Origin of the sequence: Vreelandella rituensis, assembly GCF_003336665.1 — a bacterium.
GTDB lineage: Bacteria > Pseudomonadota > Gammaproteobacteria > Pseudomonadales > Halomonadaceae > Vreelandella > Vreelandella rituensis.
In genome coordinates, this window is record NZ_QPIJ01000050.1 from 1 (window position 1) to 16,839 (window position 16,839).

General features: G+C 59.2%; 6 protein-coding genes and 1 pseudogene. 2 read left to right on the forward strand and 5 right to left on the reverse strand.

Features of this window, described 5'->3' with window-relative positions; genetic code table 11:
• Window positions 1–215 precede the first annotated feature (215 nt).
• A complete protein-coding gene (locus tag DU506_RS16610; RefSeq protein WP_114488014.1) occupies window positions 216–869 on the forward strand; it encodes a hypothetical protein in 654 nt (217 codons plus the stop codon).
• An 84-nt stretch (window positions 870–953) separates the two neighbouring features.
• On the opposite strand, the pseudogene DU506_RS22845 reads toward DU506_RS16610, so the two are convergent.
• The 4 genes and pseudogenes from DU506_RS22845 to DU506_RS16625 form a co-directional block, all read right to left on the reverse strand.
• Window positions 954–1,265: pseudogene (locus tag DU506_RS22845) on the reverse strand (transposase); the annotation flags it as partial.
• 67 nt (window positions 1,266–1,332) lie between these two features.
• Window positions 1,333–2,181, reverse strand: a complete 849-nt coding sequence (locus DU506_RS16615; RefSeq protein WP_114488015.1) for a sulfurtransferase — start codon at window positions 2,179–2,181, stop codon at window positions 1,333–1,335.
• A 410-nt stretch (window positions 2,182–2,591) separates the two neighbouring features.
• Entirely contained in the window at window positions 2,592–4,085 is a 1,494-nt protein-coding gene (locus tag DU506_RS16620) for an amidase (RefSeq protein WP_181870793.1), read from the reverse strand.
• A gap of 87 nt (window positions 4,086–4,172) precedes the next feature.
• Window positions 4,173–4,937, reverse strand: a complete 765-nt coding sequence (locus DU506_RS16625; protein WP_114488016.1) for a 5-oxoprolinase subunit PxpA — start codon at window positions 4,935–4,937, stop codon at window positions 4,173–4,175.
• Between the two features lie 113 nt (window positions 4,938–5,050).
• Between DU506_RS16625 and DU506_RS16630 the strand changes: the two genes are divergently transcribed.
• A complete protein-coding gene (locus tag DU506_RS16630) occupies window positions 5,051–5,953 on the forward strand; it encodes a LysR family transcriptional regulator (RefSeq protein ID WP_114488017.1) in 903 nt (300 codons plus the stop codon).
• Between the two features lie 588 nt (window positions 5,954–6,541).
• Here the strand turns inward: DU506_RS16630 and DU506_RS16635 are convergent.
• Window positions 6,542–16,762 (reverse strand): Tc toxin subunit A-related protein, encoded by a 10,221-nt coding sequence (locus DU506_RS16635; RefSeq protein WP_114488018.1) that lies wholly within the window; start codon window positions 16,760–16,762, stop codon window positions 6,542–6,544.
• Window positions 16,763–16,839: the final 77 nt, after the last annotated feature.

Consider the following 16,839-nt stretch of genomic DNA (forward strand, 5'->3'; position numbering starts at 1 on the left):
CGACGTCAATGCCGCCCGCAACATCCTACAAGCCGGCACCGCGCTGTTAGCCGGTGCTGAGAGTTGAAGCACTACCGAGGGGCACTCGGGAAGTTACGCCTGTGGAGTTTGTGTAAGACCGACAATGCCAAGGCATTGAGGCGACGGACAGCGAAGCAGGAACCTGGGAGGTAACGACCAGGGAATCCCCTTCTACAAGCGCGCTAGCGCTGAAGGTGGGGGAGGATGTCAACGTTGGGGTGTTCGGCGTGCTCAACCTGATGTTGATGGCCGACTGGATCTATCCGGTGGTAGCGCTATTCGCGCTAATCTTCGCTGTGGTTAATATCAAGGACTATTTCTGGTTTCAGCGCAGCATTTCCTTCACCATCGACGAGAAGCACAAGCCGGGTATCTACAAGCGCATCCGCAGACTGGTCGCCGAGGGCCGAACCATGCCGGCATTGGTCGGCGCCACCGCACTGATGGCCGCTGGCATCGCGTTCATCGAGCTGCCGTGCACTGCCGGCTTCCCGGTAGTGTGGAGCGGTATCGTCTCCGGCCACGATATTGATCGGCTGTTCTTCACCTTCCTGCTCGGACTGTATCTGCTGATCTACCTGGCGATCGAGCTGGTCATATTCTTCACCGCCCTGACCACCTTCCGTGTCGATCGCTTCGAGGAACGCCACGGTCGCATTCTCAAACTCATCGGAGGCATCATCATGCTGGCGCTGGCCGGGGTGCTGGTGTTCGCCCCGGGACTGATGCACGACATTCGCGGCGCGCTGGGCGTGTTCGCTATCGCCTTGGGCGTGACCCTGCTGATCCTGTTGCTGCACCGCTACCTGCTGCCCAAGCTCGGCGTTCGGGTGGGGGATGAGTGGTGAATATGCGACTATGGCTAGATAATTAGCCGGGGCTGATGACAGCCAATACTGACTGCCCTGGCCTGATTATCATGCATTGCGTCACACCAGCACCCCGTCATCGTCGCGCAGGGCCTCGTAGACACGCTGTCGCACAGCATCGGGCACACCGTCCTCATCCCAGCGGGCCCGGTTGATCAGGTGCTGGAAGCCGTAGGTTTGCGTCGCCCTGATGTTCCGCCAGTTGCCAACTGTTGCGTCGCTCGACGTCGCCCAATAGGCCCCGCAGATAGGCGCCGAGGCATTCCCGGGCCTCGGCGCGTTTGACGTAACCGCTCAGCTCTGTCAGCCAGGGGATAACGCCGCTTCCCAATCACGGGTTTGCTTACGCAGGTTCTCAAGGGTCAGGTCATTCAGCCCCGGGTACCTCGCTCGCTCACAGATCGTGGCCAACGACGTATAGCGTTTATCTACAACTGCAGTACTAAGCCACTGGCAGCGACTCGTCGCTGCCCCAGTCCGCCCAGGAACCGTCGTACAGCGACAGCTGATCATATCCCGCCAGCTCGGCCGCCAGCAGAATGATGCAGGCGGTGATCCCGGAGCCACAGGAAAACACCAGTTGGTGCCTGTTGCCGGATTGAAGGGTCGGAGCAAGCTTTATAAACGTTGCCTCCAGCTCGCTGACAGGTTTGAAACGATATCCCGCCAGCACCTCGGTAAACGGCAGATTGTGGGAATTGGGGATATGGCCACCGCGCACACCAGGGCGGGGTTCCGGCGCCTGTGCCAGGAAACGCGCACGGGACCGGGCATCAATGACCGTTACCCGATCGTCCTCCAGATGCTGTAAAACGTACGCTGAGTCCCGAACCCGGCTGTGATCGAGGTTGGCCACGACGCTGCCAGGCGTGGCCGCATTCGCAACGGTCGCAGAAACGACGTCCCGCCTTTCGGCTAACCACTGCGGCAGGCCGCCATTCAGAACAAAAACGTCTTTGACGCCCATAGCCCGAAGAATCCACCAGGCCCGGGGTGCCGAATAAATGCCCTGGTTGTCGTACAGAACCACCAGACTTTCGGGCGTAATGCCCAGTCTGCGAGCTTCCTCAGTGACCTGTTCCTCTGTTGGAAAGGCGTGAAGCTGGGAAGATCCGGTGTCGCAGAGCGTTCCTTCCAGGTCGATCTGGCGGCTACCCGGTATCCACACTGGGGTGTCATAAACGATCGGCTCCTTACCAATGACAGTGGTCATACTTGCGTCGATCAGAACCAACCGTTCATTATCCAGGTTTTCCTGCAGCCATTTGGTAGTCACGAGGGGGGAAGACATGGTGTTCTCCGGTCTAAAACAGACATTAGTACTATCACTAGGTAAGACGCCAGCGGATAGAGGGAAGTATCATCACCTTGTCTCTCGATGATTATCAATTAGCGCGGAAAACCGCTTACTTCTAGTGAGCGGATGGATAGCGCGATACCCGAAGGGTACCTTGTTAATCAGTACCGTGTTACCACAATAACGACGTCTTCTTGACCTACCTAGGGGGCTCGGGAAGTTACGCTTGAGGAGATATGAGATATGAGATATGAGATATGAGATATAGGGGACATGGGTTGGCTCGCCACCGTAAAAGTCCCCACTGAGACTTTACGGCGTTAACCAAGCCATTCCCTCAGGCAAGGTCTTTGAAGCAAGAATCCGCTTCCTAGGAAGCGGATTGTCAAGCCCTCTCGAAAGACCTAATCCTTGTATTCGGGAGCTTTGCGATATTGCGTGGCTTGCTCGAAGGCATAGCCCAGCCGGAACAGAGAAGGCTCATGGTAAGGCAGCACCACCAGCTCCATGCCAACCGGCAGCCCCTCCTCGCTGAAGCCCGCCGGCAGGCAGATCGATGGCATCCAGGTCTGCGAGGCGATCAGCGTGTTGGTCGGAAAACTCAGGACCTCATGCTTGCCGTCTCGAACGGCCTGCTTGCTAGGGGGAAGTATCTGGGTGCATGGAAACACCAGGCCATCAAGGTTGTGCTGGGCGACAATGCCGACAACCAGTCGTTGGAAATTGTCGCGGGCAGCCAGTTTTCGAAAGTACTCTGGGTCGTCCTCAGGATGCTCCGGGCCTTCGAAAATGGCTTCCAGCAGATCAAGTGAAGGGTCGTAGTACTTCTTTTCTTTGATTTCTTCCAGGCTCTTGATAGGCATGTTGTCCCGCGAGGCCAGGAAGCGATTGATGTCATACCGGGAGTGCGATAGGTAGAGAGAGGTTTCGAGGATGTGCTCCATCAAGTCGGGAATCTCCACGTCGATGAGCTCGGCGCCTGCTTCCCGGGCAGCGTTCAAAGCATCCGCCATGACCCGGTTAACGGCAGCTGCGTCGGGATTGTCATCGGTGCCGAAAGCGTTTCGGACCACCCCCAGACGGGTCCCCCGGAGACTGGCGTTTTCGGTAGCCTCAACATAACTCCCCTTGTGCCCGGCAATCAGCGCCGCCGTAGTGTACTCATCCTTAGGGTCATATCCCACCATGGAGTCCAGCAGCTTGGCGGCATCTTTTACTGTCCTCGCCATAGGGCCCGCGGTGTCCTGGAACACCACCAGTGGTGACATGCCGTCACGGCTGATTAGCCCTGGAGTGACCCGGACCCCCACTAGATTGCAGAAGCTGGCCGGCAGGCGAATGGAACCGCCGGTATCCTCACCTACCCCAACCAATGCCAGATTCGCCGCTACGGCGGCGGCAGTGCCACTGCTTGAACCGCCGGGATCATGAGCCAGCACATAGGGATTCTTCGTTTCGCCGAGCTTTGAGCAGAAGCCAAACCAAGAGGAGGCAAAGTCAGGTAGCGCCGTCTTGGCCAAGATAATGGCACCGGCGGCCTTGAGTTTCTTGATGACAGTAGCGTCGTCGCGAGGCTGGTAGCCGTCTTGAGCGATCGAGCCGAAAGTGGTCATCATGTCTTTGGTTTCAACCTGATCCTTGACCACCACTGGTACTCCATGCAGCGGCCCGCTCAGCTCGCCGCTGGTGGCGAACTTGGCATCCAGCCTGTCGGCCTCCTGAAGCGCCAGCGGGTTGACCGTGATGATCGCATTGAGGCCGGGGCCCGACCTGTCAATCGCCTCGATGCGGGACAAATAGGCCTGCGTGAGGTCGCGTACGTTCAATTCTCCCGACCTCAACAGCGCTTGCATGTCATCTATCGTCAATTCTTCAATTGCAAAGTCTTTAGGGATCATGGTGTTTTCCTTTTTATTCGTGGGTCTTACTGGAACTAGGCGATTGGAGCATGATTGCCGCTACCGAAGACCGTCTGCTGGGAACGCTCAGGATGAAAACGCCTTCACCGTAATGCCGGCCTCATCCAGCGCCCCGCGAACGGCCTTGGTCAGTTCGAGTGCTCCTGGTGTATCGCTGTGGATGCAGATTGACTGAAAGCTGACGGGTACGAGCCGGCCGCTGGTGCTTGCCACTACACCCTCATGGCAGGCGCGCAGTACCTTGCTCGCCACTTGGTCGGGATCCAGGCGGGCTACCCGCCGTACGAAGACGATGCCGCCTTGATCGTCATAGGCCCGATCGGCGTAGAACTCGTGTACGCGGGGCAGGCCCCGCTCGGCGGCGGCAAGATCCAGGGCCGTGCCAGCGAGGCAGTAGATCGGCAGTTCTGATGCCGATTGCTGCAGTGTGGCGCATAGTGCCTGGGCAAAATCCTCATCGCGGGCGGCATGCATGAAGAGGGCACCATGTAGCTTGAGATGATGTAGCGAAAGGCCTTCACGATTCGCCAGTTCGCGCAGGGCACCCAGCTGATAGAGCACATCATTGACTAACTCTTCCGGCGAGGCGTCGATATGGCGGCGCCCGAACCCGATCAGGTCGTTAAAACCAGGGTGAACGCCTATTGCGACACCATGTCGGGCCGCGTCACGAAGGGTGTTGACCATGGTGGTAGAGTCGCCGGCATGAAAGCCGGCGGCAACGTTGGCGGTGCTGATCAGAGGCAGCATCGAGGCATCGACACCATCCCCGATGGTCCAGGCGCCCAAGCCTTCGCCCATGTCCGCATTCAGATCGATTGTTAATTTCATCTGTGACACTCCAAGATACTTATGCATCTAATATTGGCAGCCTCGGAAAGCTTTTGGAATTATCAATTCTTGCGTTACAGTTTCAATAAATCCGAATGCTAGGCGTACTCTTCATGTCCCGAGATCCCTCGCTGCGCAAGCTGCGCTATTTTCTAGCCGTGGCCGACAGCGGCCGAGTTACGCATGCCGCAATAGATCTGAATGTCTCACAGTCCTCAATCACCACAGGTGTCAAAGAGCTCGAGGAACAGTTGGGGGTGGCCCTGTTTCAGCGTACAGCACAAGGCATGCGGCTGACTCAGGAGGGTGTACGCTTCCAGCAGCAGGTCATCCATATATTCCAGGCCGTCGACGAGGCCTTCGACAATCTTCAGGATCACCAGCCCTTGATGGAAGGTAGCCTAGAGCTGGCGGTGAGCTACACCGTCGCGGGCTACTTCCTGCCATCACTGGTGGCCAGATTTCAGCGTCGCTATCCCTCGGTGCAGCTGCATCTGTATGAGGTATCGCGCCCGGAAATTGAGCGGGGGCTGCTATCGGGCCGTTTCGATCTGGCCATCGTGCTGATCTCGAACCTCGGCTCCGATGCCCCTATCGAATGCCAACCGCTAACTCGCTCACCGCGCCGGCTGTGGGTCTGCAGCCATCACCCGCTGTTGTCACTGGAGACTGTCAGCCTGCGTGATGTGGCCTATTATCCCTACATCATGCTGACGGTGGACGAGGCCGATCAGACGGCCATCAGCTACTGGCAGCAAGCGGGGCTCAAACCGAACACCCTTTTCCAGACCACCTCGGTAGAGGCGGTGCGTAGCTTAGTAGCCAACGGCACCGGCGTCAGCATCCTGTCTGACTTGGTCTATCGCCCTTGGTCGCTGGAGGGACGGCGTATTGAGCATGTTGAACTCTCAAACCCCATCCCCGCCATGAATGTCGGCCTCGCCTGGGCGAAAAACTTCCCTCTCGAAGCGTCAGCCCAAGCCTTCTGTGATCAGGCGTTGATGTACATCTCGTAGTACCATGTGCTGAAAGCTTGTAGGGAAGAGGTGGGGCGCGTGGTCAGGCGCAACTTGGTGGTGGTTCTGCTCACTCCCGCGTCCGAACCATCCCACGCGCATTCAGACTCCTCGGCCCGGCCGTCTGACGCAGACTATTCCGGTGTAAATGGCAGCGACGGGGTGCCAAGTACTGTCGTGGTGCTGATCGAAGGCGGCAAACGTGTCTGTCTACACAGTGCGCTCCAAAGGCACTTTGACCTGACAGGCACCGCATGCCGGACGCGGTAAGGACGCCATATATTTTATACCGTTATTTTAAGTATTAAGTAAAAAACACGCCCATAGTGGTAGAGCAACGACCCGAGAGCAGGGCGCTACCATAAATTAGATCACTCCGGGACAGAGTTGCTGGAAAGAGGCGTTTTGCGCAATCCAGTATTGGACGTTCAAAGTGCCTTCGGGGATCTGACTACGGAGGTAAGACGTTGCTGGAAGAATCTCGGCGTTGCGTAAAAAAAGCAGGAAGTGGATGGCGGTACGGCAGCCTGACACGACCTTGAAGTTCGACACATCAGCGTCGAGTAGTTCACACCCCAAGCGCCGTTTCTATCCAACCCAACTCACTGCTATCCATAAATCACTCAGGTCCGCACTGTCAAAGTACAGTTTTAGCTCTCCGGTCGGTTTTTCGGGCAGGGGTATGTTTTTCAGCCGCCCAACAAGGATCCCATCTAGGCTGGCATCCTTGGTGAGCGAGTCACACTTCGCGGTGCCGTCGTCCTTATCAGCCTTGTCAGCAATGTCGATACTGTCGGGGATCGGAGTAATCTTACTCGCAGCCAGGACGTCCACGCGCGTCACCTCCTTGACCAGTCCCTGGCTCCAGAACGGGTAGTGTTCCGACCGCAGGGTGAATTTCAGCTCATAACGGTTGGCGGACGGTGTCTGGTTCGTGAATTTCGCCCACTCGGCAGGGAATTCGTGTCTCACAGAGAACAAGCGTATTGAACCTGACGATTCACCTTCGGCGATTAGCTCTTTAACATTCGTGATCGCGTTCTTGCGCAGCAAGCCACCGCCTTCTCGGGCGGTGTAGCGCAAGTGCAGGATCACGTCGCTGATGCTGTCATAGTCGAACTGGCGATGCTCATCCGGCAATTCCAGACGCCATTCGCTGATCGTACCGGCGCCCTCGAAGGGCAGGTAGCGCTCGTCACGCAGGTTGGGCTCGAAGAGGCCGCTGTCGTTCTGGGCCGAACTGGTGACGATGGATTGCAGGCTGCCGAAGTCATCGCGGAAGCGGGTGTCATCACCGTTCTCCGCACGTGCGTAACCCTCATTCAGCGCCGCTGTGGTGCGCACATTGCTCTTGAACAGGGTCAGGGTGCCGTTGACGCTGGCATAGGGGCCGGTGACGCAGGGGATGCTGAGGGCGACGGTCTTGATGCGCCGGAAGTAGTGGCCGGGGCAGTCCATGTCGAATAGAGCCTCGGGCAGGTGGAAGGAGCAATGGCCGGTGGTGCGCAGAGCGATTAGCGCCAGCGGGTCGAGTTGCAACAGGCTGATGTGGCGGGTCAGTTCGTAGTGGCGCCGGTTCTGGTCGAGATGCGCCTGTTCGAGGCGTTTGAGGTCATGGTGCAATTGCTCGCCAGCGAGCAGGCCCTGACGCAGGCTGTCCCAGTAGCCGAACTTGATGTGGTTCGTGCTGCCCAGCCCGTGTTCGTAACGGAGCGCCTTCTCGGCGCGCTTGGCCTGGTCGTAGGCCAGTTTGTAGGTCTGGAAGAAGATGCCCGCAATGCGGCCCTTCATCCAGGCGTACAGCTCCTGGTTGGTGAACTTGTCACGCAGAAACTCCTCCAACGCCGTTGCCTGCTCGATCTGGTGGTCGTGGGTGGCCAGTTCCCGTTCGGCGAGTTGGATACGGATGTCGGCGGCGGTGATCTGGGCGTCGATCTGTTCCAGTTCCTTCAGCGCAAGCTGATGTTGCAGTGACCAGTCTTCGGCGCGGCGACTCCATTGGCCGAGGATGCTGTCTCGATTTGCGTTGTGGCTATGACGCGAAGCATCCATGCTGAAGGCATGGGAAACCATGCCGAATGCGGACATCAGATTGCTGCTGCCCCAGGTTGTCTCAACGGTGGTAGGAGGTCCTACCGTGAAATTAGGCATGTATCCCAGCATGCCACCGAGCATATCGACCATCTGGCTCTTCTTTTGGTAGTCCTGTGCGGCCTCTAGGTGTGCGAGCTGTCCGGTCTCTTCCGGCAACCGCCGATTCTCCTCAGTCTCCTTGACCCGCTCCACGTAGAAGGCTTCGCGGGCGGCAGTGACCGCTCGAGTTTTCTCCAAGGCGAGCTTGTTCTGTACCACCTCTTCCTTTTGTTTCACTCTTGTTTCACGCACCAGCTTGAGCAGCGCCACCTCGTGGCTGGCCCGCAGGTTGGATAGCGCCTCGGTATCACGCTTTTCGAGCACGGAGAGCAGCAGTCCGCCGAGGGCCTTGAGCTCGGCACAAAGTTCCAGTGCCCTCGGCAACAGGTACTCTAACCGATACACAGAAAGCGGGGCATTGAGGTCATCCAGGACGCTGCCGATATCGATGCCCTTCGCTGCTGCCTGCACTAGCAGGGCCGGATCGATCGGTGGTTCGTAGAGCGGCAATTCCCGCACGACCCCTTCGATGTTCATGCAGTGGCGGATCTTGAACAGGCGATCAGCGACCCTCTCCCAATAGCCGAGCAGATTGTCGTTCTGTGGGATGCAGAAATAGAGGGTTTGGCAGGAAGCGTTCGTGTCTGCGCCCAGGCCAGGTAGTAGGGCCAAATGCTGCCAGGGCGCGGTGGGCGAGACAGAAGTGTTCATCTCCGACAGAATGGCTTTGCCACCATTACTGAGAGTGGGGTTCAACAACTCGAGTCGTCCAGCCAGGCCCAGTGCAGGCGGGGGCAAAGCCTCTTCCAAAGGCACTAGGACATTGCCGAACTCGTCAATACCTTCTTTGCGAAGTTCCGTATAGGTCTGCTCCTCGACCTTGCCTTGCATCGGGATCTGCTGTGGGCGTGGACCGAGTGTGTCTTGGGCCAGCAGATAGAGTTGGGTGGCTTCGTTGATCGACTCGATGGTGTCTTGGCGGAGCAGGCGATCACCCCACTGGATCAGGTTGTCGATGTACTTCATGACCACGGATTTCTGATAAGCCTGGAGGCGCAGCCGAGCCAGGCGATGGGGCTGGAACGGGTTCTTGTGCCAGTCGGCAATCTGATCCTGCAGCACTTGTCGCTGCTTCTGGACTTCTGGATCCTTGCTATCGTCGCTTAGTGTTCGCAATAGGGCAGCAATGCGTTCCGGTTCGGTCTCGCGAAACTTGACCAGGTTCCAATAGCGCTGCCAAGGCTTGTCTGGATCCTTGGTCTTGGCGCTGGTGGTGGGATTGAATATGTAGTGGAACCAGGTGCGGGCATCAGCGAAACGCTGATCTTGCATCAGGCGTGTGGCGATCAGCAGCGGGATATGGAAAAACAGCTCCCAGTTGTAGGCCGAATAGGCTCCGTCAGGCTCGAAATCGACTTCGCCAAAGACAGGATGTGGTCTGGTTACGAGTGCATCATTTGGGTTATATAAAGCAGCGAAGGACGGCTGATGTAACAGGGATTGCTGATTCTCTAGCGTCAAGAGACCGGGAATCCCGTCACGATTCAGTGCCTCGATGAACCTGCAGACACGCGGATGGTAGTGCAACTCGAAGCGCAGTTTTTCGAAGGAAAACGTCTGCGGTGCCACGTCTTCCAACAAAGGTGCCGTTTCCAATTGCAGGTCTTTCGCGAAGCCCAAACCATCAGTGTTGCGTATGGCGACGGAACCTGCGGTGCCTGGGCCAGACCGGATAGCAGTTACCACAGCACTGGCGAAGATCGGCACATTGGTGATCGGGCCAAGCCAGTGGTCTCGGTTCAGCCGCTTTTCTGGAATGCGCAGGTCGATCTTGTAAGCCGGGGGCAAATCGATCTTCTGATCGGGGGAGGGTGGGATCGCAAAGGACTCGACGAGGGGCCTAACGGAAAAGGTGTCGTTGCCGCTGCCAAAAAAGAAGCGTTGGCTAGCACGTGAATTCAGGTGTTCTTGATCGTTCGCTGCAAGCAGCTTCCAGGGACCGTAGGTATATCTCAGAATTTCATGCGGAAAGGCGAGCGGCATAAGCCAAACACCTTCCTGAAAAGTGCGTCGATAGCCCATGAAATTAATTTCGGTGCTTGCTGGTCCAGGAAAATCAACCCAGGTTTTTGAGCCTGTGACTGATGGATTCAACGGGCCAGCGCTGAAATAGAACGATAGCAATTGAACAGGATTCCCAAAGTCCCAAAAACAACGTATTTCCAATTGAGAACCTTTTTTGTTTGAGAAAAAGGTGTGTTGTCGGGGTGTTATGTCCTTACTTGAAGGCCATTCGACACTGCTTGGATACGTTGAAAAAGTATTCTTCGTGGCCGACCACTTATCTTCCCACCTTTCACTCCATGCAAGCTGGATCTCCCAATAGGTCTTTGGAGGGTCTTCCTTGCTGCCGGGTTCTGGCTTCTCCGTAAACAACGGCCAGAATAGATACAGTCGGCGGTTGAAGACGACCGGGATAAGATGCACGCCGCCATCGACTGGGTCGGACTCGATGTTGAGGTTCAGCGCTTCCCAGGCTGTCCAGGTGCCGCTACCCATTTCGCCTTCGAGCCAGCGGCGGTAGAAGTATTTGTGCGGGGCGCTGAAGGTGCGCCCGAAGATGTGCAGGATGCCTTCACCACGGAGGCAGCCATCGCGCTTGCCTTCCCAGTACATCCCGCAGATATCCAGGCGGGCGACTTCGTCGAGTTTCTTCAAGTAGTTGAGGAAGACGGTCTCGACATATTCAGGGGTTAGATCGTTCTGGAGCAGTTGGGCCTCCAGTTCACAGAAGAAGGGGGTCTTGTCGTCGCGCAGTTCCGGCTCGATCCAGTTCTCAGGATAGAGAAAGACCTTGCGGTTGGCCTCCCAGACCCGGTAGCGGCTCATCCATGCCCACTGCTCGTCATCCAGCAGATCGGGGCTGACCTCCGCCTCCAGATTCATCAGGCAACGCTGCACGAAGAGTTGGACCGAGGCGATAGCCTGCTTGAGGCGCGAGGTCATCATGCAGGGCGACATCTCCACGTCAATCAGCAGGTAGGCGTAGAGGTCGTTTGGCGTGGCTATCTGGTGGCTGGTGGCAAAGGGCTGGTGCAGCAGATAAGCCAGCAGGGCATCACGGCTTTGTGCACGCAGGCGGTCGTTGAGCGGACCGGCGATGCCGTACCAGGCGGCATCGTCATATTTGGCTCGAACACTGTTCTTGATGTCCTGCGCTGTTGCGCCCTGGGCACATTGCTCCAGCTCCGCGAGGGCGATACCCAGGCGCCTGGCAAGCGCGACAAGGGATTCCAGCCGACGCAGGTAGCGATCGTCGCGTAAGGATTCATGGTTCACCGCAAAGGGTGAGTCCCGGAGCCAATCGCTCGGTACCAGGTCGCTGGTCCAGTTGGTGACGGTGCGAAGCTGCTCAATCACGTTGTCGCTGAGTTCTGTGGCACTGCTGGCGTTTGCACGGGCGGCGCTCGTGAACAGGTCAATCAATCGGGTCTCGCTGCTGGGCAGGCGGTCGCGCAGGGATACGTAGTCCTGAATGCGCCGCCAGCGCGCGAAGATGTGCGGCCCACCGGGCGGGACGTCTGCGACCGTGCTCTGGAAATGGACGCCGGCCAGGTAGTCCAGCTCGTCCGTGCTGAGCTTGCACCCGGGGATCAGCAACGCCGCACGATGCAGATGTGCCATCGCAACGAGGAAGCGATCAATCTCCGTCCGGGGATAGAGTTGCTCCGGGGGCACCAGGATGCGTGGGGTCGTCGGGCTCTGCCAGGCAAGGGCCAGACTGGCGGTAGTCGGATCGAGTTGCGAGGCCTCCAACCAAAGCTGATAGAAACGGCCAGCCTCCAGGCGGATTGGCTTGGAGGTCAAGAGGTCAACCGGTTCTCCGTCCAACGTCAGCCTGAGAGCGACGTTGCCGGTAACCGAGAATCGATAGTCCTCGCTGCTCGGCGCCAGCAACCAGGCCTCCCAGCTCGCACTCCGGGCTGCAGACGAGATCGGGGCCGCATGTCCGGGATTGTCTTGATCGAGGTGCGGTGCCGGAACAGTTGCGGTCTCCCCGGGACCCTCCAGGTTCTGCGCAGCATACCAGGTCAGGGTCAGACCCGGTGTGGCCAGATCGAGGAAGCCTGGCATGCCTGCGACCCCTGCCGGGGTATTCAACAAGCCTGCGAGTAACTGATCGCGTTCCAGCAGGGCCTGGACGGTCGCAGGCTCGAGGGTCAGGGCCTCGGCCAGGGACTGCGTCACTAGGCGACGGCTGAGCCGGTCGCGCAGGAAGGGCAGCAACTGGTTCAGTAGCAGCGCGCATTTGTCGTTCAGGGCATCGGGATCAGGCGCGTTCTCCGGGGTCAGGTCGGGTGGTGAGAGCAGTTGCGCGATGGTGTCGGACTCAAGCCGATCACCGAAGCAGTCAACGAGCAAAACCCTGGCCTCAGCTCGAAATGTCTCCGCGTCCGCAAAGAGTTTATCGATGGCCTCTTGATAGGCCGCTTCACCCGATAGTCCCCGCAGCCGGTCGCGTTCCGGCTGGCTCAGGGCGCCTATGGTGCCGAGGCGCTGGCCGATGTGGTCGTATCGAAGCCGGGGCTCGGCAAGAACGGCGGCCTCGGGTTCGGCGGTGAAAGGTGTCCAACAGGTGGCGACCGCGTCTTGCAGGATCGTGGTGACCCGCTCGGCTAGCCCGGGGGAAAGCACTTGCTCCAGCCGTGTGCGGGTCGTGGCCAGGTCGAGCATTTCCGGTACTTCCGTGTCGGTCGCAACAGCGGCCAGCCCGGTACGCAGTTGCGCCGCCAGCCTCAGCCGCTCCGCCAGGACTGCCGGTGCGGTCGCCGGGGCTTCACTGGTGCAGAGCATGGTCAGTTGCGCCAGGGAGAAGCCCGAAGCCGTGACCTGATCAGCGAGGGCAACAAACGCCGCCGTCTGGTCGGGTGTGCCGAAAGGCTCCACGCCCGATAACTGCTTGAGCGCGATCAGATCAGCGACCCGCCAGCGCAGCCCACGGGCCAGGACGGTGTAGCGGAACAGCAGGGAGACATTGGGCAGGCTGAGCTTGGCGTTGTCAGTGTTGGTATCAGCCAGTCCGGCATCCGCGCGGATCAGGTCGAGCTCGGCGGCACTGATGCGGAAGGCGGCCAGCAGAGTTGAGGCATGATCCGTGAGGTTCTTGTTGCCAAGTAAATACATATTCAGCAGAAAACTGCGTTTGAAGGCCTCATCGAATTCCCGGGCAGCCCGATTCAGAAACAGCCGGGCATAGAGCGAGTCCTCGCCGTGGGTGTCGATGTCGGCCCAGAGGCTAAACAAGCGATCCAGCGGCAGACCGAGCCGCTGTTGCAAGGTCTGAACGAAGGCCAGCTTGTGCAGAAAGTCTGGAGGGATCGCATCGGCATAGCCGGTGGTGGCTGGCCCGAGGGCAGCGGCGGCCCGATCCAGGTCGACCAGCGACCAACCGAGCTTGCGCCAGAGGCGGATGAGCCGCAGTAGCCGGGTGCGGGTCTTGGCATCCGGCACCCGTCCGTCCCGATGCTCAAGCCGGAGACTGTCGAGGTCGCAGTCATCGGTGTCCGATTCCATCACCAGGGCATCGTCGCTGGCGGGTGCCGGGTTGACGAGGCGCGTCGCGAGCAGATCCACCAACGCCTCGTAGGTGAGGTCGGTGGTTTGCAGGTAGCCACGCACCACGATAGGCCAGCGGTGCCAGGGATGGGACTCGGTGACCGAACCAACGAGATGTGAGATTGTTTCGGTGAGATTCCCATGCAGCTCGTGGATGGGCTGGGACGTGGGCATCGCATCGAGTCGGGTTGCCGTCAGAATCTCGTAGTCCGCAGCGGTCAAGCCAAGCCGCTCGGCATCCAATCGCCGTTCTTTGCTTGCCAGATCATCGGGCAGGAAGAGGTGCATGACCTCGTGCCGACTGCTACCGAGGTGTTCCAGATAGAGCCGGGCGGTGACGACGTCACGGTCGAAGGGCAGTGCAATGGGATACTTCGCTTCCTTCAGCCGCGTATAGGCTTCATCGACCACGTACTGCGGATTGGCCTTCAACTCGGCAGCCGGCACGCCCTCGGTGTTATTGGCGGCGGCCTCATTCAGCGCATCATGGGCGACCGCGTATTCCAGCACCTCGTTGACCAGATCCACGTAGGGCATCGGCGTCATGGCGTTGTCGCAGTTCAGCCGGATGTGGACCAGATCGGGCCGTCGCTGCAACAAGAGCGATCGCGGGCCCAGACAACACCCGAGAAACTGCAACAACTCCACGTAGTAGGCTGCCGGTCCGTACAGGGATTGGCAATGCTCACAGGCGCACAGATCCAACGAGCCGAACAACTGAGCCAAGGTTGGCGAACCGGCTTGGATTTGCGTGTCCATATCGGCTGTCCAGTTGGCCCATCCGCCACCCATCACAAAGGGAATGACGTCATGGCGGGCCTGGTGGGTCGAGACGAAGACCTGCTGGGTCAGGGCGGCGATGCGCTCGGCGTTGCGGTAGATCAGCGCGGCGTTCTCCTCGCCGCCCAGGCGATCCGCCAGCGTGGCCAGGAAGGACTTACGCGGCACGGCGACGACGCTGTAGGCCGAGTCGAGTTCGGCATCGAGCAAGGCGCGGATATGGGCGGCCTTTGGGGTCACCTGGAACAGCCGTTGTAAACTGGTCAGGCGGCGCCGCAGGGTCTGACGCTCTTCGTCGCCGAGGTCAGCAAAGATCTCTTCTCCTTGGGTGGTGAGATAATCGGCGATCCGCTGCTCCTCGAAGCGAAATTCAGGGGCCTTGGCGAAGAAGTTTGTCACGCTGGGATCATCGTCCAGTACAGCGGCGATGAAGTCGGTAGGAAAGGCCGTCTCCAGATCCGCGAGGATGATGCGGGCGTAATTGTCCCGCCGCTCGTCCTCGTCGGCACCGGGGATCACAGCGGGGATGACCTGGTTGCCGTCAGCATCTGTTGCTGCCTTGATCAGCGTTCGCCAATCGTCCAGTTTCAGCCTGCCCAGATCACGAAGGCTGGTCACCTCTCGCTGCTCGCGCAGATTCTGGAGGGCGCGGGTCAGCGGCAAGCTGTCGCGGGTCAGGCGGATGAAGAGCAGGGTGCGCTGAAGGGAATCGACGATGCCTTCCCGCTTGAACACGGGGTCTTCCCGCAGGCCTTGCCAGAAATCGGCGATATCACCCTCATGGCGGCGGTAACGCTCGATAAAGGCTGTTTGCAGCTGCGCATCGGCAATAATGGGATCGGTCGCCAGCATTGCGGAAAGGCGCAATTGGCTCGCCTCGAAGCTGAACAACGGATGCTGGCGTACCGGCTGATCCAGGCCGAGCAATTCTCCGAGGGTCGTGGTCGTCGAAAGGGTGTCAATCGACTCACTCAGGGTGCCGGCTATGCCTCGATCGGAGACCAGCGCCGTGATGACCTGGTTGCGCATGAAGCGGCGTAAATCCTGGTCAGCCTGAGTGGCCAGGTCGATCTCCGGCATGCTCTGGGTGAAGGCAGCCAGCGTAGTATGGCTCTGCTCGCTCAGCGCGGCAGTGAGTTGCTCACGCAGGAGTTCGTTCAAGCTGGCTTGCAGGTGCGAGGCGGCGCGATCGCCTGCGGTCAGGGCGGCCCGGATCGGCGTGTCGAGTTGCTCCAGACGCAATGGTGTGCTCGGTCGGCCCGTTCCGGACGGATGTTCAGGTTCTCCGGCGAACTGCGCGACGAGGTCCTGCCAGCGCCAAAAGATCGCGTCCAGCTCCGACTTGAGTGCCTGCGGAGCCTGATTGGCCTCGATGGCGGCCACGATGGCGCTATGCAGCGTCGAGGGCGGTAAGGCGAGTAAGGGTGCCAGGGCCGCGGGGAAACCTTGGCGGGCCAGGCCGTAGAAGAACGCCGGGGACAAGTGGGTCTCAGTGGCGAGGCGGTGACTGATCGTGAAGAAGCCGAGATGTTGCGCATCAATGCCCGTTTCTCCGACCAGGAAAGCAACATCTTCTGCAGTCAATTGGGCCAGCGGTACATCCTCCAGCAGCGGCGCCAATTCGCTACCGAGGCGCTCGAACTCCGATGCGGGTAGCAGCAGGTTTTCAGCGATGACCAGATCCACGCTGGCTGATGCAGGTGCATTGAAAAGGATATCGGAAGCCGCCAGCACGCCACCATCCGGGCCGAGCGCCCGCACGATCAGGTCGGCGTTTTGTTTCTCGGCGCGACGGAACTGCCGCTCTGAATAGCGGATGTGATAGCCGCCATTGCGGTCGGTTTGCGCCTCGCCGAGTGTCTGCTCACGCCGTAGGTCCCGGTCCACCGCCACAACTTTCAAGCCGACGGCCGGCGACCCATTGGCCAGGCTCACCTTGCCCCGTACCTCGAAGCCCGGCTGCTCGGGGCATGGCTCTTCCGGCAGCAGGCCGAGTTCCCTGAGCAAGGTATTGAGAGCGTTGGCGGTGCGCGCACCTACCACGCCATCTGTCCTCAGTCTTTTCTCTTCCTGGAACTGCTGTACCAGGCGGCTGGTGGCACGGCCGTAGCTTTGACTCCCACGCTCGCGACGTAGCGCGAGGAGGAGTTGTCTGCGATTCGAGTCTGGATCGGTGGCGAGCACGGCCTCCCGGTTGACGAGTTCCAACAGCGCGTCCTGAAGATCGGCCACCGATGCGCCGCTCATGCCTTGATTCAATGGAAAAATGATCTTGTTCATCGGTGTCCTTCTTCAGGGGCGGCGGCGGGGCCTTCCGTGGAGTTTTGGGTTTACGGCAATTGTGGCAGCGGCGTTTG

Coding starts and splice junctions, on each gene's coding strand:
- DU506_RS16615 (WP_114488015.1), bottom strand. CDS start 2,181: ATGTCTTCCCCCCTCGTGACTACCAAATGGCTGCAGGAAAACCTGGAT.
- DU506_RS16620 (WP_181870793.1), bottom strand. CDS start 4,085: ATGATCCCTAAAGACTTTGCAATTGAAGAATTGACGATAGATGACATG.
- DU506_RS16625 (WP_114488016.1), bottom strand. CDS start 4,937: ATGAAATTAACAATCGATCTGAATGCGGACATGGGCGAAGGCTTGGGC.
- DU506_RS16630 (WP_114488017.1), top strand. CDS start 5,051: ATGTCCCGAGATCCCTCGCTGCGCAAGCTGCGCTATTTTCTAGCCGTG.
- DU506_RS16635 (WP_114488018.1), bottom strand. CDS start 16,762: ATGAACAAGATCATTTTTCCATTGAATCAAGGCATGAGCGGCGCATCG.